General features: G+C 68.6%; 13 protein-coding genes. 7 read left to right on the plus strand and 6 right to left on the minus strand.

Annotation, left to right across the window (positions count from 1 at the left end):
- Positions 1 to 50: 50 nt before the first annotated feature.
- From ODI_RS13020 to leuC, 5 genes are all read right to left on the minus strand, one after another.
- Positions 51 to 1,805, minus strand: a complete 1,755-nt coding sequence (locus ODI_RS13020) for a FimV/HubP family polar landmark protein (protein ID WP_098020904.1) — start codon at positions 1,803 to 1,805, stop codon at positions 51 to 53.
- A 143-nt stretch (positions 1,806 to 1,948) separates the two neighbouring features.
- Entirely contained in the window at positions 1,949 to 3,082 is a 1,134-nt protein-coding gene (gene asd, locus ODI_RS13025) for an aspartate-semialdehyde dehydrogenase (protein WP_067758525.1), read from the minus strand.
- 133 nt (positions 3,083 to 3,215) lie between these two features.
- Entirely contained in the window at positions 3,216 to 4,292 is a 1,077-nt protein-coding gene (gene leuB, locus ODI_RS13030; protein ID WP_067758523.1) for a 3-isopropylmalate dehydrogenase, read from the minus strand.
- A gap of 63 nt (positions 4,293 to 4,355) precedes the next feature.
- Positions 4,356 to 5,006, minus strand: a complete 651-nt coding sequence (gene leuD, locus ODI_RS13035; RefSeq protein ID WP_067758520.1) for a 3-isopropylmalate dehydratase small subunit — start codon at positions 5,004 to 5,006, stop codon at positions 4,356 to 4,358.
- 6 nt (positions 5,007 to 5,012) lie between these two features.
- Positions 5,013 to 6,416 carry a 3-isopropylmalate dehydratase large subunit gene (leuC, locus tag ODI_RS13040; RefSeq protein WP_067758517.1) on the minus strand — a complete coding sequence of 468 codons (1,404 nt, stop codon included), beginning with the start codon at positions 6,414 to 6,416 and terminating at the stop codon, positions 5,013 to 5,015.
- A gap of 310 nt (positions 6,417 to 6,726) precedes the next feature.
- On the opposite strand from leuC, the gene ODI_RS13045 reads away from it, so the two are divergent.
- The 7 genes from ODI_RS13045 to ODI_RS13075 are packed head-to-tail and all read left to right on the plus strand — an operon-like array spanning position 6,727 to position 16,253.
- A complete protein-coding gene (locus tag ODI_RS13045; RefSeq protein WP_231968263.1) occupies positions 6,727 to 8,142 on the plus strand; it encodes a GumC family protein in 1,416 nt (471 codons plus the stop codon).
- Positions 8,139 to 9,134, plus strand: a complete 996-nt coding sequence (locus ODI_RS13050) for a polysaccharide biosynthesis tyrosine autokinase (RefSeq protein ID WP_067758513.1) — start codon at positions 8,139 to 8,141, stop codon at positions 9,132 to 9,134. Before ODI_RS13045 ends, ODI_RS13050 begins: the two co-directional genes overlap by 4 nt.
- Positions 9,122 to 10,396, plus strand: a complete 1,275-nt coding sequence (locus ODI_RS13055; RefSeq protein WP_067758510.1) for a lipopolysaccharide biosynthesis protein — start codon at positions 9,122 to 9,124, stop codon at positions 10,394 to 10,396. Before ODI_RS13050 ends, ODI_RS13055 begins: the two co-directional genes overlap by 13 nt.
- A 7-nt stretch (positions 10,397 to 10,403) precedes the next feature.
- Positions 10,404 to 11,321, plus strand: coding sequence for a glycosyltransferase family 2 protein (locus ODI_RS13060; RefSeq protein WP_067758507.1), 918 nt, complete (start codon positions 10,404 to 10,406; stop codon positions 11,319 to 11,321).
- Positions 11,302 to 12,636, plus strand: a complete 1,335-nt coding sequence (locus ODI_RS13065; RefSeq protein WP_067758504.1) for an O-antigen ligase family protein — start codon at positions 11,302 to 11,304, stop codon at positions 12,634 to 12,636. The genes ODI_RS13060 and ODI_RS13065 overlap by 20 nt, the downstream gene beginning before the upstream one ends.
- On the plus strand, positions 12,633 to 15,050 hold the full coding sequence (locus tag ODI_RS13070; protein WP_067758501.1) for an alpha-amylase family protein: 2,418 nt from the start codon (positions 12,633 to 12,635) through the stop codon (positions 15,048 to 15,050). Before ODI_RS13065 ends, ODI_RS13070 begins: the two co-directional genes overlap by 4 nt.
- A 27-nt stretch (positions 15,051 to 15,077) precedes the next feature.
- Positions 15,078 to 16,253 carry a glycosyltransferase family 2 protein gene (locus tag ODI_RS13075; protein WP_067758498.1) on the plus strand — a complete coding sequence of 392 codons (1,176 nt, stop codon included), beginning with the start codon at positions 15,078 to 15,080 and terminating at the stop codon, positions 16,251 to 16,253.
- Between the two features lie 27 nt (positions 16,254 to 16,280).
- Here the strand turns inward: ODI_RS13075 and ODI_RS13080 are convergent, their stop codons facing one another.
- Positions 16,281 to 17,354, minus strand: a complete 1,074-nt coding sequence (locus tag ODI_RS13080) for an acyltransferase family protein (RefSeq protein ID WP_067758495.1) — start codon at positions 17,352 to 17,354, stop codon at positions 16,281 to 16,283.
- Positions 17,355 to 17,363: the final 9 nt, after the last annotated feature.

Here is a 17,363-nt window from a genome sequence, read left to right on the forward strand (position 1 = left end):
TCGAGAGAAAGAGAAACCAGCCCGAGGCGCCCCAGGCCGGAGCAGCCGGCCTAGCGGCGCTCGTCCGGCGGCGGACGGCGGTCGTCCAGCTCGAGGTCGATGCGCTGCAGCTTGTCCTGGAATGCCGCCTGGGCGACGCCATGACGGTCGGGATCATAGGCTTCGTCGTCCTCGTTATCGAAGCCGTCGTCATCCTGCCGCGCGCCCGCACGGCGCATCGCCCACGCGATGATGAAGGCGATAAGGGCCAGGACACCCGTGACGATGGCCAGCAGGTTCTCGGACCACCAGTTGCCGCGCGGCGCGGTCTGGGCGGCGTCGGGCGTGGCAGGCGTGACCGGCGCGGCACCGCTCGTGCTGCCGGCACCGGGAGCCGGCAAGGAAGGCGAGGAAAGGCCGTTGGCCGAGCCGCCGGGGGCGCCATTCGAAGAAGCGCCGCTGGCCGCGCCATTGCCGGCCGCTGCGCCGTTGCCGCCCGACGTGGCGGGCGGCGTCGCGCCTGCCCCTGCCGTGCCGCCCGGCGCCGCCGTGCCCGACCCTGCATTTGCATTGGGGGCGCCGCCGCCCTGGGCAGGCGAGGCCGCCTGGCCGGATTCCGCCGCCCCCGGCGCCGCGGCGGACGCGCCATTCCCGCCCGCCGTCGCCGCGCCGGCACCATTCGTTTCGGCAGTCCCAGCCTGGGCCACGGACTCGCCCGAGCCGGATGCGGAAGAAGCGTTCGCGGCATCGCCCGAGCCACTGGCGCCGCCATTGCGAGCCTGCTCTCCATCCGGACCAGCCTGCGCACCCGCCGCCGCGCCGTTCTCGCCCAGGGCCTGCTTCAACTGATCGACGTTGCGCTGCAAGGTGTCGACGCGGCCGCCAGCCTCGTCGATGGCCTTGCCCGAGGAGGCACTTTCGTCAGCCGCGGCATCCGCCGCCGACAGCCGCACCCGGTCCTGGCCCTGCGCAGGCTGGACACTTACCGTCGCATCGGCCGAACCCACCTTGCCGGATCCGGCGTCGCCACCCTGCCCGGCCCGGCCGGCGCCACGACCGCGATTGAATGCCTCGACCTGCTGCTGATAGATCCGGCTGGCTTCACGCGGATCGACGGCGCGCACCGCGGCGGCATCCGGCAGCGTGAGCGACGCACCCGTGCGCAGCAGGTTCATGTTGTTGCCGATGAAGGCGTCCGGATTGGCCTGCCACAGCGCCACGAGCACCTGCAGGACCCCCGCGCCTTCCACCGGATTTGCGCGCGCGATGGCGAAAAGCGTGTCGCCGCGCTGGATCTCGCGCGTGGCTGCCGCCCCCGCAAGCGGCCCTGCGGCTGCAGGCGCAGGCGCCGCCGACTGGGGCGCCACCACGGCGGGCGACACGGCAGGCGTTGCGCCCGAGGGCACCAGCAGGCTGACCTGGACACGGCGCTGGCCGGAGGCCGTGCTCACATCCAGCAGCAGGTCCACCACCTGGCCGGCAGGCGCCGCCGCGCCCACGATACGCAATTGGCGTTCATCGGGCTTGCGGCCCGGCTCGACCAGCACGCGCAGTCCCTTCAACGCCACGGGGGGCGCCAGGTTGACCTCGCTCCAGGCGGACAGCGGCGCAATGGCGGCCTTGAGGCTGGCAGCCTCGTCCGTGCTCATGCCCCGCACGGGCACCAGCACCTGCAAGGGCGCGCCCGGCGCCGACACCAGCCGGGAATGGCCGATATCGGCGGCCTGGGCCGTCCCGCCGAAAATGCCGGCGCAAGCCAATGCGGCGCCCAAGGCCAGGCGGCGGGAGTGGGCAAGAGAGGGAGCACGACGATCGGAGCGGGTCATATCCTGGGGTTCCAGAGGCAACAAGGTGGAATGGGGCCAGAAAAGCCGAAAAAACATGAACCCGTGCCGCAAGGCCTGGGTCCGGATAAGACTGCGCCCGGGTTTTCTTGCGAATGACCCGGGCGCGGCATGTGCGCGGACGCTTACACCTGCTCGCCCAGCGCGATGCGCAGCATGCGGCGCAGCGGCTCCGCCGCGCCCCACAGCAGCTGGTCGCCCACCGTGAAGGCGCTGAGGTAGCTCGGGCCCATTTCCAGCTTGCGCAGGCGGCCGACCGGAATGTCCAGCGTGCCGGTCACGGCCACCGGGGTCAGGTCGCGCATGGATGCTTCGCGCGTGTTGGGGATGACCTTGGCCCACGACGTGCCCTGGCGCAGGATGTCCTCGATTTCATCGAGCGGCACGTCGCGCTTGAGCTTGATGGTCAGCGCCTGGCTGTGGCAGCGCATGGCGCCGATACGCACGCACAGGCCGTCGATGGGCGTGGCGGGCGTGCCGAAGGCGTCGCCGCGGCCCAGGATCTTGTTGGTTTCGACGCCTGCCTTCCACTCTTCGCGCGAGACGCCGTTGCCCAGGTCCTTGTCGATCCAGGGAATCAGGTTGCCGGCGAGCGGCACGCCGAAGTGTTCGGCGGGCAGTTGGCCGCCCTGCTGCAGGGCCAGCACGCCACGGTCGATTTCCAGGATGGCCGAGGCCGGATCATCCAAGAGGCCACGCACTTCGGCGTTGATCTGGCCGAACTGCGTCAGCAGCTCGCGCATGTGCTGCGCGCCGCCGCCCGAGGCGGCCTGGTAGGTCATGCTGGTCATCCACTCCACCAGGTCCTGGTGGAACAGGCCGGCCAGGCCCATCAGCATGCAGCTGACCGTGCAGTTGCCGCCGACGAAGTTCTTCACGCCGCGCGACAGCGCCGCGTCGATGACGGAACGGTTGACCGGATCCAGCACGATGATGGCGTCGTCGGCCATGCGCAGCGTGCTGGCCGCGTCGATCCAGATGCCCTGCCAGCCGGCTTCACGCAGCTTGCCGTAGACGGCCGTGGTGTAGTCGCCGCCTTGGGCGGTCAGGATGATGGGCAGCTTCTTGAGGCTCTCGATGTCGTGGGCGTCCTGCAGCGGGCCCGCGCCCTCGGCCCAGGCCGGCGCTTTCCCGCCAGCGTTGCTGGTGGAGAAGAAGACCGGTTCGATCAGGGAGAAATCATTTTCGTCGCGCATGCGCTGCATGAGGACCGAGCCCACCATGCCGCGCCAGCCGACCAAGCCTACTGCTTGCGCCATCGTTATGCCTTACGTCTGGATTGTGAAAAAAATTCGTGGAGAAAGAACAACAATTTATCAGAACCTCAAAAAAAACGGCGCCGGAGGGGGGAATTCCCCCTTCCGACGCCCTTTCCAGGCCTGAAGCGGGGTGCTAGCGCAACGCTTTCAGCACCGCGTCGCCCATTTCCGAGGTGGACACCTTGGTGGTGCCGTCTTCGAAAATGTCCGCCGTGCGCAGGCCGTCGGCCAGCACCTTGCGCACCGCCCCCTCGATCCTGTCGGCCAGCGGCGACAGGTCCAGCGAGTAGCGCAGCAGCATGGCGGCCGACAGGATGGTCGCCAGCGGGTTGGCGATGTTCTTGCCTGCGATGTCCGGGGCCGAGCCGTGGCTGGGCTCGTACAGGCCCTGCCCGGCCGCGTTCAGCGATGCCGAGGGCAGCATGCCGATGGAGCCGGTCAGCATCGAGGCCTCGTCCGAGAGGATGTCGCCGAACAGGTTGCCGGTGACGATCACGTCGAACTCGCGCGGGGCGCGCACCAGTTGCATGGCCGCGTTGTCGACGTACATGTGCGACAGCGCGACGTCCGGATATTCCTGGCTGACCTCGATGACGATGTCCCGCCAGAACTGCGAGGTTTCCAGCACATTGGCCTTGTCCACGCTGCACAGGCGCTTGTTGCGCTTCATCGCGGCCTGGAAGGCCAGGTGGGCGATGCGGCGCACCTCGGGCTCGGCGTAGCGCATGGTGTCGTAGCCTTCGCGCTCGCCCTTGAAGGGGCCGTCCTCGGCCGTGCGCACGCCGCGCGGCTTGCCGAAATAGATGTCGCCGGTCAGTTCGCGCAGGATCAGGATGTCCAGGCCCGCCACGACTTCCGGCTTCAGCGACGAGGCATTGGCCAGCTCCGGATACAGGATGGCCGGGCGGAAGTTGGCGAAGAGACCCATTTCGCGGCGCAGTCCCAGGATGGCCTGCTCGGGACGGAATTCGCGCGGCAGGCTGTCGTACTTCCAGTCGCCGACGGCGCCGAACAGCACCGCCGACGAGGCCTTGGCCAGCGCCAGGGTGGCCGGGGGCAGCGGGTGCTCGAAGGCATCGAAGGCCGCGCCGCCGACCTTGGCTTCGTCGATCTGGAAAGGCTGGTCCAGCGCGCGCAGCACGCGCACGGCCTGCTCGACGATCTCGGGGCCGATACCGTCGCCGGGAAGGACTGCAATCTTGTGGGTCATCAGGGAAACATCCTGGCAAAATTTTGAGAAAAGAAGGCGCGAGCCTAGGTCGCTGCCTGCCCTTTAGCCCAGAGGACGGGCGTCCAGCCAGGGGTGGCGGGCCAGGCGCTCGGCTTCGAAGGCGCGGATCTTGTCGGACTGGCGCAGGGTCAGGCCGATGTCGTCGAAGCCGTTGAGCAGACAGTACTTGCGGAACGGCTCGATATCGAAAGGCAGCTCGGCGCCATCGGCCTTGATCACGACCTGGCGCTCCAGGTCGACATTCAGCTTGTAGCCGGGGAAGGCCTTGACCTCGTCGAACAGGCGCGCAATGTCGAGCTCGGACAGCACGATGGGCAGCAGGCCGTTCTTGAAGCTGTTGTTGAAGAAGATGTCGGCGAAGGACGGCGCCAGGATGGCCCGGAAGCCGTACTGCGTCAGCGCCCACGGCGCGTGCTCGCGGCTGGAGCCGCAGCCGAAGTTCTTGCGCGCCAGCAGGATCGACGCGCCGGCATAGCGCGGCTGGTTCAGCACGAAATCCGGGTTCAGCGGACGGCGGCTGTTGTCCATGCCGGGCTCGCCGTGGTCCAGGTAGCGCAGCTCATCGAACAGGTTCGGGCCGAAACCCGTGCGCTTGATGGACTTCAGGAATTGCTTGGGGATGATCAGGTCGGTGTCGACGTTCTCGCGATCGAGCGGCGCGACCAGGCCTTCATGATGGGTAAATGCTTGCATAGTGGATCACCGGAAGGTTCGGACGTCGACGAAATGGCCGGCCACGGCAGCGGCGGCCGCCATGGCGGGGCTGACCAGGTGCGTACGGCCGCCCTGGCCTTGCCGACCCTCGAAATTGCGATTGGAAGTGGAGGCGCAGCGCTCGCCCGGCTCGAGGCGGTCGGCGTTCATGGCCAGGCACATCGAGCAGCCCGGCTCGCGCCATTCGAAGCCGGCGTCCAGGAAGATGCGGTCCAGGCCTTCGCGCTCGGCCTGCTGCTTGACCAGGCCCGAGCCCGGCACGACCATGGCCTGGCGCACGTTGGCAGCCACGCGCTTGCCACGCGCCACCGCGGCAGCCGCGCGCAGGTCCTCGATGCGCGAGTTGGTGCAGGAACCGATGAAGACGCGGTCGACCTTGATGTCCACCAGCGGGGTGTTGGGCGTCAGGCCCATGTATTCCAGGGCGCGCACCATGCCGCTGCGGCGCACGTCATCCTTTTCCCTGTCGGGATCCGGCACGCGGCCGTCCACGGGCAGCACCATTTCGGGCGAGGTGCCCCAGGACACCTGCGGCTGGATATCGCGCGCGTCGATCTCGACCACGCGGTCGAACTTCGCGCCTTCATCCGAGCGCAGCGTGCGCCAGTAGGCCACGGCCTGGTCCCACAGCACGCCGGTCGGCGAATAGGGGCGGCCGCGGAAGTATTCGATGGTCTTGTCGTCGACCGCCACCATGCCCGACCGGGCGCCTGCCTCGATGGACATGTTGCACAGGGTCATGCGGCCCTCGACGGACAGCCCGCGGATGGTGCTGCCCGCGAATTCGATGGCCGTGCCGTTGCCGCCCGCCGTGCCGATCACGCCGATGACGTGCAGGGCGACGTCCTTGGCCGAACAGCCGAAAGGCAGTTCACCCTCGACGCGGATGAGCAGGCTCTTGCTCTTCTTCATGATCAGCGTCTGGGTGGCCAGCACGTGCTCGACCTCGGAGGTGCCGATGCCGAAGGCCAGCGCGCCGACGGCGCCGTGGGTGCTGGTGTGCGAGTCGCCACAGACCACCGTCATGCCGGGCAGCGTCGCGCCCTGCTCCGGCCCGATCACGTGCACGATGCCCTGGCGCAGGTCGTTCATGCGGAATTCGGTCACGCCGAACTTCTCGCAGTTGGCGTCCAGGGTGTCGACCTGGAGCTTGGAAATGGGATCGTCGATGCCCTGGGCCCGGCCGCGCGTGGGCACGTTGTGGTCAGCGACGGCCAGGTTGGCGTTGATGCGCCAGGGTTTGCGGCCGGCCAGGGCCAGGCCCTCGAAGGCCTGCGGGCTGGTCACCTCGTGAAGGAGGTGACGGTCGATGTACACCAGACAGGTGCCATCGGATTCCTGGCTCACCACGTGGGCGTCCCAGAGCTTGTCGTAGAGGGTTTGGGCCATGTCGGTCTCGCGTCGGTGGGCGCCCGGCCCAGGGGACCGGCGCCGGGAACGGACGCCACGATGGCGCGCGCTCCTGTCATGGCTTTGATTATGCCTAGCGCGCCGGGCCTGACCCAAGGCCACATGACACAATGTGTCTTTGCGGCGACGCAACATATCGCTGTGGCAAGACTTCCGCCCAGCCGGCACCTGTTCCCGCCCGCCGGGTCCAGAATGGGGACAACCGCCATTTTGGCCGCGAATTTGCGAGGTAACCGTGAAGGACTGCAAGTAGAATGCCTCCGAGGCCTTTCTCGAGACCACATTGACCGTGACCCCGCAATACGCCGCCGACAACGGCCTTTTCTCGCTGAACCAGATCCTGGCCATGATCATGGCCCGCAAGACGCTGGTTCTGCGCACCATTGCGGCCGTCATGCTGGTGACGCTGGCCATCGTGATGCTGCTGCCGCGCACCTGGGTCGCCGTGTCGGACCTGTACATCGACTCGCGCGACAACGACCCTCTTGCCAACCGCGGTTTTTCGCCCGGGCTGGACGAAAGCTACATGCAGACCCAGATCGAGATGATCCGCAGCCAGGCCGTGGCCGAGCGCGTCATCGAGGCGCTCGGCCTGCGACAGCAGGAGCAATACCAGAAGGACCTGCGCAGCCTGGGCGAGGTGCGTGCCCGCGAGAAACTGCTGGAGACGCTGTCGCGCAACACGCAGGTCACCAGCGGCCGCGGCAACCGGGTGCTGGCCGTGTCGTTCTCGGCCCCCTCCCCGACGCAGGCCCGCGACATCACCAACGCCATCGTGCGCGCCTACCTGGAGATGAGCCAGGCCATTTCGTCTTCCGCCGCCCGCTCGCGCACCGAGCAGTACAACGCGCAACTGGAGCAGTTGCGCACCGAGGCCGACCAGCTGCAGGACAAGCTCACGCAGTACCAGCGCGAGCACGGCATCTTCAATGACAAGGAAAGCGACGACCTGGAGGTCAAGCGCCTGGAGCAGATGACGGCTGCCCTGCTGACGCTGCAGAACGCGCAGCAGGAAGCCGAGGCGCGCAACGCCGCCACCCAACGCCTGCTGGCGTCCGGCGTGCGCCCGGACGAACTGCCCAACGTCGCCCAACTGGCCGCCATCGCCGCACTGAAATCCTCGCTGGTCGACACGGATCGCGTCATGGGCGACGTCCGTGGCTCGCTGGGCGTCAACCACCCGCGCATCCGCGGCCTGCAACAGGAACGCAATGACCTGGTTGGCCGCATCAACCGGGCCGCCAAGGGCGCGCTGGACTCGCAGCAGGCCGAGGTCGAGCGCCTGAAGGCCCAGCAGGAAGCCTTGCAGGGCGCACTGGAAACGCAGCGCAGCCGCGTGCTGGAACAGAAGCTGCACTACGACCGGATCGCCGTCTATCAGCGCCAGCTGGCCAGCGTCGAGCAGATCTATCACGCCGCGCTGCAGAAGTACGACGGCCTGCTGATGGCCAGCAACATCAACCTGGGCAACGTCACCGTGCTGCGGGCCGCCGAGGCCCCCAGCACGCATGCCAGCCCGCGCACGATCAGCAGCGTGGTCGCCAGCGTGCCCGTGGGCGCCATCCTGGCGCTGTGCCTGGCCCTGCTGCTGGAACTGCGCCAGCGCCGCGTGCGCTGCACCGACGACCTGGTGCGTGGCATCGGCATGCCGCTGCTCGGACGCATCGGCGCCCCGCCCCTCCCTCCCAAGGCCGCCAAAGCATGACACAGCCTTCCCTTCTTTCCAGGCTGGCCAACCAGAACCTGGCCCAGGCGGAAGGCCAGGGCCAGCCCAATCCGGGCGGCAAGCCGCCCGACAAGATGGGCGAGCGCTTCATCAGCGCCGGCCTGCTCACGGCCGAGCAGGTCGAGCAGGTGGTCGCCCGCCAGCAGAGCGCGCGCATCCGCTTCGGCGAGGCTGCCGTGCAACTGGGCTTCCTGTCCGAGCAGGACGTCCAGCGCGTGCTGGCCCAGCAGTTCAACTACGCCACCGCGCTCACGCCCAACCCCGGCATGACGGTGCGCCTGGCCATTGCCAGCGCGCCCTTCAGCCCGGAAGCCGAGGCCATCCGCCAGGTCCGCTCGAACCTGCAGATGCAGACCGCCGAACAGGCCGGCCCCGGCCGCGCGGGCAGCAGCCGCTCCATCGCCATCGTCAGCCCCAACGAGGGCGAAGGCAAAAGCTACCTGGCCGCCAGCCTGGCCATCGCGTTTTCGCAATCCGGCCAGCGCACCCTGCTCATCAACGCCAATCTGCGCGCCTCGGGCCAGCACGACATGTTCGGCCTGGCGCCCGGCGTGGGGGCGGGGCTGTCGTCCATCCTGGCGGGCCGCTCGCCGCTGACGCCGGGCGAGCCCGTGCCGGGCTTCCCGCTGCTCAGCCTGCTGCAAAGCGGGCCGCAGCCGCCCAATCCGCTGGAAATCCTGGCCGAACCGGTACTGCGCAACATCATCCAGCGCCTGGAACCCGACTTCGACGTGTTCATCCTGGACACGCCCGCCGCCAACCAGTCGTCGGACGCGCAGGTGATCGCCCGCCAGGCCGATGGCTGCGTGCTGGTCGCCAAACAGGATGCCACCCGGCTCGACGACATCCACCAGACGCTTGCCATGATGCAGACCGCGGGCACCCGCATGGTGGGCAGCGTCTATAACGCATTCGATCCGGCCAGCAGCCGCGAACGCCGCCGCAGCCTGCTGCGACCATGGCGCCGCTGAGCCCCGAGCATCCGCCCGCCCGCCGGCGTCTGCTGCTGCATTCCCTGACGTCTCTGCTGGACCAGGCCTGGCTGAGCGGGTTGAACCTGCTGCTGGGCCTGGCGCTGATCCGCCTGACGACCAAGGATGCCTACGGCACCTACGCCCAGTTGTATGTCGTGGCGCTGTTCGTCGTGTCGATGGTGGAAGCCTCCATCATCAATCCGCTGAACACGGTGGTGCCGGGCAAGGCCGAGGACGAGCGCGCGCGGATCATCGCCTGCCTGGCGCATTTCCAGCGCCGCGTGACGGCCGGGATGGCGCTGTTCTTCGCGGCCGTCACGCTGGGGGTCGCCCTGGTCCTGGACCTGCCGCAGCCCTTGCTGCTGGCCGCCGCGTTCGGCATCTACCTGCACCTGAACACCCTGCGCGAATTCCGCCGCGGCCTGCACTTCCTGGCTGGCCAGCCGATGGCGGTGCTGCGCATGGACGTGACCTATGGCGTCGCGCTGATTGCCGGGGTCGCCATTCCCGCCCTGCTCACGACGCTGACCCTGCCGATGGCCCTGGCGGCGCTCGCGCTGGCCAGCGCCGCCAGCCTGCTGTATCCCGCCGGCCCCGTGCTGCCTGCGCCGCCGCCCAGGGCCGAATACCGCTCGCTGCTTGCCGTCATCTGGGAGCGCGGCAGGCTGGGCTGGCCGGGCGCCATGTCCTCCTGGGTCGTGAACTACGGCTATCTGTTCCTGACCGCCTACTGGCTGGGCGCCGCCGCCACCGCCGACCTCAACGCTTCGCGCCTGCTCCTCATGCCCATCCTGCTCAGCGTGGTGGCCTGGTCGCGCGTGGCGCTGCCCACCGTCAGCCGGATGCAGGCCGCGTACAATCATCGGGGCGTCACGCGCCTGGCCCTGGCCTCCATCGGCGGGCTGCTGGCGCTGGCGGCTGCCTACGTCGCCGTGCTGTGGCTGGCGCTGCCCTGGCTGCAGACACATCTGCTGGGCCACGAATACAGCGCGGTGGGCTGGCTGGTGCCCTGGTGGGCAGCCTATTTCGCCGTGTTCGCCATCCGCACCGTGGGCACGGTGGTGATGCTGGGCGCCGACGGCTACCGCCCGCTGCTGGTCGCTGCCTTCGCCGGCCTCGTCGCCACGCTGTGCGTCATCGTCTTCGCCATTCCGCGCTTTGGCCAGGCGGGCGCGATCGGCACCCTCATCCTTGTGGAAGCCCTTACCGCCCTGCTGATCTGGGCCGTCTTCATCCCGAAGACACGCCACCGACACTGAGACCGCCATGGACATCAGCATCTGCCTCTGCACGTTCCGCCGGCCCGCGCTGCTCGACCAGCTGCTGGCCGAGCTGGCGCGCCAGAACTACGACGGGCTGCGCGCCGAGATCGTGGTGGTGGACAACGATGCCGCGGGCTCCGGTCTGGCCGTGGTCGACAGCTGGCGCACGCGCATGCCGATTCCGCTGCACAGCGACCAGGAGCCCACGCCCAACATCGCGCTTGCCCGCAACGCGGCAGTGCGCAAATCGCAAGGCGAGTTCATCCTGTTCATCGACGACGATGAGTCGCCCGAACCCGACTGGGTCCAGCACATGATGGCCACGCAACGCGCCAACGATGCCGATGCCGTGATCGGCCCGGTCGGGCCGCGCTATCCGGCTGGCGTGGCCGAATGGATCAAGCAAGGCGGCTTCTTCGCCGCGCCCAGCCGCCCCACCGGCACGCGCCTGGGCTACAGCCAGGCCTATTCCGGCAACACCCTGCTGCGGCGCGCCGCCATCGCCGGCCTGCCCGGCCCCTTCGACCCGGCTTTCGGCGTGACCGGCGGTTCGGACACCATGCTGTTCTGGGAATTGGAAAGGCAAGGCGCCAAGACCGTCTGGTGCGAGGAAGGCCTCGTCACCGAGGACGTGCCTGTCCAGCGCGCCAAGCTGAAATGGATCCTGCGCCGCGCCTACCGCGGCGGACAGAGCTTCGTGCGCGCCGAGATCACCCGGCTGCACGGCGTGCGGCGTTACCAGCGCGCGGCCTGGCTCGGCGCCCGGGCGTGCGTGCAACTCGTGGTCGCGGGCGGGCTCGCCCTGCTGAACCTGCCGTTCTCCCGGGCCGGCGCCGCGCGTTGGCTGCGCACCGCTTGCGCCCAGTTGGGCAAGCTGGGCGCCCTGATCGGACACCGCTATCGTGAATACGCTAAACAGTAGACCCCTCACCAGCCTGGAAAGGCTGGAGCTGGCCGGCGTGTCCCTGCTGATCGCGATCTGCCTGGGCTTTCCCGCCCTGCGCACGATCGACCTCTTCAGCGACAACACCGAGGCCGACGCCAGCTATGCCGAAGGCTCCATCCTGATGCAGCTGATGTTCGGCCCCGCCTTCCTGCTGGCCGCCTGGCTGGTCTGGCGCCACAGCGCCTGGGCGGCGCAGATCGTGCGACGGGTCAATCCTTTCCTGCTGCTGATCGTGCTGTGGGCCGCCGCCACTGTCCTCTGGTCCCCCTATCCGGCCGTGACGGTCAAACGCTCGATCCAGCTGGTGGGCTTGATGCTGGTGGGTATCACGCTGACGCTGCCCTTCGTGCAGGACCGGCACTTCATCCGGGTGCTGTGCCGCACGCTGACGGCCCTGCTCGTGGCGTCGTTCATCATGGTGCTGGTCATTCCCAAGATCGGCGTCGACCCGCTGCGCGAAGGCGGCTGGCGCGGCATCCTGTGGCACAAGAACACCCTGGGCGGCGTCGCCTGCTTTGCCGTGCTCACCTGGGTCAACCGGCTGTGCAACAAGGACACCGATTGGCGCATCGGCATCCCGGCCCTGCTCTTCACGCTGCTGATGCTGGTGATGTCGCGCAGCTCCACGGCGCTGATCTCGGCCATGACGGGCATCGCCATCTATCTGTTCGCGCGCCGGCGCTACCTGGGCGGACCCAATGCCCGGCTGATGGCGGCGCTGGCGCTGACCATCGTGGGACTGGGCTTCCTGCAGATCTTCTTCACGGTGACCGGCCGATTGCCAACCTGGAACGAGATCATCCGCCCCCTGTTGCTGCTGCTGAACAAGAGCCCCGACCTGACGGGCCGCACCGACCTGTGGGAGATGGTGCTGCTGGACGTGGCCCGCCACCCGGTGCAGGGCATCGGCTTCGGCGCGTTCTGGCTGAACGTGGGCAGCCCATCGCAATACATCATCGACGCGGTCAACTGGATTCCGCTGCAGGCGCACAACGGCTACATCGACCTGCTCAATGAACTGGGCGGCGTCGGTTTCGGCCTCTTCATCGCCTTCCTGCTCTGGCACACGGTGACACTGTTCAAGGTCGGCCACATCGACAGGGAGCAGGCCGCCATCCACTGGGCCTTCTTCATCCTGATCCTGATCAGCAACTTCTCGGAAAGCCAGTTCTTCAACGGCGTGCTCTTCCAGAACTGCCTGCTCATCTTCTCTTCCATCGCGCTGTCGGCCCTGGTGGCCCGGCACCAGCCGGCCAGCCGGCCGTATCCCATGCCCGTTCCCCAGACATGACGCTCGCCCCACTCGCATCCGCACGCCGACTCGCCCAGGCAGCCGCCCTGGCTGCCGGACTCGCCGCCAGCGCAGGCGCGATGGCGCAAGCCGCCCTGGCGCTGCCCGGCACGCTGCAGACGCCGTACTACCGGTACGACATCGATGAAGATCAACTGGGCGGCGCACCCGACCAGTCCAGCCTGAACCAGCCGCTGGATGCCAGCTCGCGGATGTTCATCAAGAATGCCCGCTTCCACAAGGCCGGACCGGACGGCCGGATCAACACGAGCGACGACGAGCGGCTGCGCCTCTTCGGCATCAACCTCAGTTTCGCGGCGAACTTTCCCGCGCCGGAAGACGCCGCCGGCATCGCACGCAGGCTCAAGCGCCAGGGGTTCAACGCCGTGCGCCTGCACCACATGGACACCTCGCCCGGCACGGCCACCGATCCCCCCGTCAGCCTCCTCACGCCCGGCCCCTATCCCAGCTTCAACGACGCCGCCGTGACGCGGCTGCGCGGCTTCATCGAGGCGCTGGCCAAGGAAGGCATCTACGTCAACCTGAACCTGCGCGTCGGCTACCAGTTCCGTCCCGACGTGGACAAGGTGCCCGCCTTCGACGCCAGCCAGCAGGCACGGCCCATCGCCAGCCCCATCGTGGTGTATTACCCCCGCATGGTGGAACTGCAGGCGCGTTTCGCCAGCGAGGCGATCGCGCGCCTGGGCCTGGCGAACAATCCCGCGCTGGCCATGGTGGAAATCAACAATGAGTCGGGGCTGCTGGCCGCCTGGCAGCGTCGCGAATGGCGCGACGCCGTCCCCGAGCAATACAGCCCGGAACTGCTGCGCCTGTGGAAGGCCTGGCTGGCGCAACGCTACGGCTCGGTCGAGCAGGCCTGCGCCGCATGGCGCACCTGCGAGAAGGCAGACGAGGTCATCCTGCTGACGCCCGAAGACGCCGAGGCCGCCGAAAGCGGCCTGCAGGTGCTGCGCGACAAGCTGGACTCCCAATGGCTGCGGCTCTCCGGCCAACGGGTGGGCGGACGCGATGCGTCCTCCGACCCGGCCTCGGGCAAGGCGTTGCGCACACGCGATTTCCTGCTGTTCCTTGCCGACACCGACCGCGCCTATTACAAGCAGATCCGCCAGGTGATCCACCAGGCGGCGGGTTTCCCCGTGCCCGTCACCGGCACGCAGATGGGCTACGGCGGCATCCTCAACCTGGTCTCGCATGAAGAGATGGACTACACCGACGAGCATTTCTACGTCGACCATCCGCACTTCATCAACGGCAGCAGCGACGTGCGCGACTGGCGCATCTGGAACGTGTCGCTGACCGGCAAGCACATGGACCTGCTGACCGGCATGGCCTTGCGGCGCGACGTTCGCAAGCCGCTGGTGGTCAGCGAATTCAACCAGCCCCTGCCCAGCCTGCCTGCCGCCGAACTGGTGCCGATCACCGCGGCCTTCGCCGCGCTGCAGGACTGGGACGGCCTGTTCTTCTTCGATTACGCCGATGGCAGCCGCGGGCCGGCTGTGCCGGGCAGCTTCGCGCTGCGCGGCGACTGGGGCAAGGTGGCGCTGATCGGCCAGGCCGCGCGCCTTTTCCGTTCGGGCTGGATTCCCGCCAACCAGGAAGCGCTGGTCCTGCCCATGCCCGCCGGCACGCAGGCCGCCCTGGCCGCGTCGCGCCGTCCCGACGCGTTGGAAGCACACCTGGCCGCGCGCCACGGGGTGGTCGAAGCGATGGGCTGGAGCCGCCGCATCGCCCTGAATCCCTCCGCCAGCGAGGACACCCCTGTCGCCCGGCCTGCGGCGCCGGCCCAGCCGCTGCGCTCGCCCGGCGGCGAGGTGACCTATGATCCGACACAAGGCGTGCTTGGCATCCAGGCGCCCCAGGTACTGGGCCTGTTTGGCCGCCCGCCGGCCTCGCCCGATGCCAACGGGCTGGGCGCGCGCTTCACCGGCAATGACCCCGCGCCTCACGCCAGCATCCTGCTGACGGCCGCCGACAACAAGCCGCTGGCCGACTCGCAACAGCTGCTGCTGTCGTTGGGCAGCGGCACGGTGGGCACGCAACCAGGCTCGCTCCCGCCGCGCCCGAAGCAGATGGTGAAGCACCCGTCGGGCTCGGACTCCTGGACGCTGGAGCCGGACCCCCAGTTCATGCAACGCCCCTCGGGGTCGCATAACGGTTCCGGCCAGCCCTGGCTGACCCTCAACCGCGCCGACGTCAGTTGGCCCACCCCCTGGACCGCCGCGCAGGTCTATCCGCTGGACGGACAGGGCAAGCGCATGGCCGCCCTGCCCGCCTCGCGCGTGTCGATCGGCGGCGGACGCCTGACGGTCTCGGTGCAGGCCACTTCGCAGGAAACCAGCCCCTGGTACGAAATCGTTCCCGGTCCCGCCCAAGCGGCGGCCGGCCGCCCCTGATCACACGCACAAGAAGGGAGCCGCGACATGTCCACTGCCCTGCATATCCTGATCCTGCTGGTCGCCATCGCGCCGGTGCTGAGCTGCGTCTACCTGGGCGTGCTGACCCTGCTGTCGGCCAGGTTGCCCACGCCCAGGCCCAGCAGCCAGGACATGGTGTTCGACGTGCTGATTCCCGCGCACAACGAATCCCAGGTCATCGCCCGTACGCTGTCCAATCTGCAGAAGCTGGACTGGCCCGCCAGCAATTACCGCATCCTGGTGATTGCCGACAACTGCACCGACGACACCGCCGAACTGTCCCGGCAGGCGGGCGCCCATGTGCTGGAGCGCCAGGACGCCACGCGTCGCGGCAAGGGCTATGCGCTGGAGCATGCCTTCGCCTACAGCGCGCAAGGCCCGGCAACCGCCGTGGTGGTGGTGGACGCCGACACCGAGGTCACGCCCAACCTGCTGCAGGCCTGCGCCGCCCGGATCGAACAGGGCGCCCTGGCCGTCCAGGTCAACTACGGCGTGCTGAACCCCAACGACAGCTGGCGCACCCGCCTCATCACCATCGCCTATGGCGCCTTCCATGCCGTGCGCTCACGCGCCCGCGAGCGCATGGGCGTGTCCTGCGGCCTGCGCGGCAATGGCGCCTGCTACACGCATGCGTTGCTGCGCCAGCATCCCTTCAACATCTATTCGCTGACCGAAGACCTGGAGTACGGCGTGCTGCTGGGCCTGAACGGCATCCGCGTGCATTACGCCGACGAAGCCTGCGCCGACGCGGAGATCATCGATTCGGAGCGCGGGGCGCGCACCCAGCGCAGCCGCTGGGAAGGCGGCCGCCTGGCGGTGGCCCGCGCCTATGCCGGCAGGCTGCTGGGCCACGCCTGGCGCCAGCGCAGCGCCACCAGCTTCGAGCTGGCGCTGGACCTGCTGACCCTGCCGCTGGGCAACATCGTGCTGCAGATCGTGCTGCTGGCCCTGGTGGCCGGTGGCGCGGCGCTGCTCGTCCCCGCCCTGGCGGCCTGGCTCTGGCTGCCGCTGATCCTGCTGCTGATCCTGGCCGCGCATGTCTGGCGCGGCTGGCAACTGGCGCCGGTGGGCTGGCGCGCGCTGGCGGACCTGGCCTATGTGCCCTTCTTCATCCTGTGGAAGATGTACGCCAAGCTGCGCACCCGCGGCAACAAGGGCTGGGTGCGGACCGACCGCAAGTAAACGCGGCCAGCCGTCCCGGGCAGTGGATCAGCGGGGCGCCGGGGCATGCCCCCGGCCCCGCATCCGGTCACGCAGCACCAGGCCGATGCGCTCGACATAGCGCCAGGACAGGTGCGCCGCCCCGAACGACAGCCCCCCCAGCAGCCCGATGCGCAGGGCCAGCGGCCAGTCCGGTATCCACGTGTCCAGCAGCACGAACACCAGCCAGTGGTACAGGTACAGCGAATAGCTGATCAGGCCGACATGGACCAGCGGGCGCGAGGCCAGGATGCGGCTGAACAGGTTCTGCCCGAAGACCAGGTACTGGAACATCAGGGCCAGCGCGATGCCTTGCAGCGAGAAGCGCAGGGTTTCCCGGAAGAAGGGGTCGCGGTACAGCAACGTGGCCAGCATCAGCGCGATGCCCGCCGCGAACACGGCAGGCCGTCCCAGGAGGGCGCGCAAGCCGGGCCGGTCCGTCGTGAGCAGGGAAAAGGCCGCGCCATAGAAGATGGAGTCGACGCGCGTGTCGGTGCCCATGTAGATCCGCTTGCCCGACAGCGTCTGGGCGTCCATCCCCGAGGCCAGCCAGATGCGCCAGGCCAGCACGGCGAACAACGCTCCCACGATGACGCGCGTCAGCCAGGCGCCGCGCGGCGCCAGCACGGCGAACAGCAGCGGGAACACGAAGTAGTAATGCTCTTCCACCGCCAGCGACCACGTGATCGACAAGGGCGAGGCCATGACCGAGCTGTCGAAGCAGTCGCAGATGTTCCAGTAGTTGCTGAAATAGAAAAGCGCGGCCGCCACGTCCTGCCAGGGCACGGGCGCGCCGGAGAGCCACAGGCTGATCGCGCCCACCGCCACGAAGACATAAAGCGCGGGCATGAGCCGGAACAGGCGGCGCAAATAGAAGGCCTGGATGTCGATGCCGCCGTCACGCGCGTGCTCGGACAGCATCAGCCGGGTGATGATGAAGCCGCTGATGAAGAAGAAGACCGTGACGCCCAGCCCGCCGGGAATGATCTCGCCCAGCCAGGCGTGCGACAGCATGACGAGCAGAATGGATGCCGCGCGCAGGCCGTCCAGCGCGGGCAGGTAGGCATGACCGGTGCTACGCACGCAGGCGCT

This window comes from Orrella dioscoreae, from assembly GCF_900089455.2.
Classification (GTDB): Bacteria; Pseudomonadota; Gammaproteobacteria; order Burkholderiales; family Burkholderiaceae_B; genus Orrella; species Orrella dioscoreae.

Bases quoted from the DNA above. Each gene is read 5' to 3' on its own strand.
- ODI_RS13020 (WP_098020904.1), bottom strand. From the start codon at position 1,805: ATGACCCGCTCCGATCGTCGTGCTCCCTCTCTTGCCCACTCCCGCCGC.
- asd (WP_067758525.1), bottom strand. From the start codon at position 3,082: ATGGCGCAAGCAGTAGGCTTGGTCGGCTGGCGCGGCATGGTGGGCTCG.
- leuB (WP_067758523.1), bottom strand. From the start codon at position 4,292: ATGACCCACAAGATTGCAGTCCTTCCCGGCGACGGTATCGGCCCCGAG.
- leuD (WP_067758520.1), bottom strand. From the start codon at position 5,006: ATGCAAGCATTTACCCATCATGAAGGCCTGGTCGCGCCGCTCGATCGC.
- leuC (WP_067758517.1), bottom strand. From the start codon at position 6,416: ATGGCCCAAACCCTCTACGACAAGCTCTGGGACGCCCACGTGGTGAGC.
- ODI_RS13050 (WP_067758513.1), top strand. From the start codon at position 8,139: ATGACACAGCCTTCCCTTCTTTCCAGGCTGGCCAACCAGAACCTGGCC.
- ODI_RS13055 (WP_067758510.1), top strand. From the start codon at position 9,122: ATGGCGCCGCTGAGCCCCGAGCATCCGCCCGCCCGCCGGCGTCTGCTG.
- ODI_RS13060 (WP_067758507.1), top strand. From the start codon at position 10,404: ATGGACATCAGCATCTGCCTCTGCACGTTCCGCCGGCCCGCGCTGCTC.
- ODI_RS13070 (WP_067758501.1), top strand. From the start codon at position 12,633: ATGACGCTCGCCCCACTCGCATCCGCACGCCGACTCGCCCAGGCAGCC.
- ODI_RS13075 (WP_067758498.1), top strand. From the start codon at position 15,078: ATGTCCACTGCCCTGCATATCCTGATCCTGCTGGTCGCCATCGCGCCG.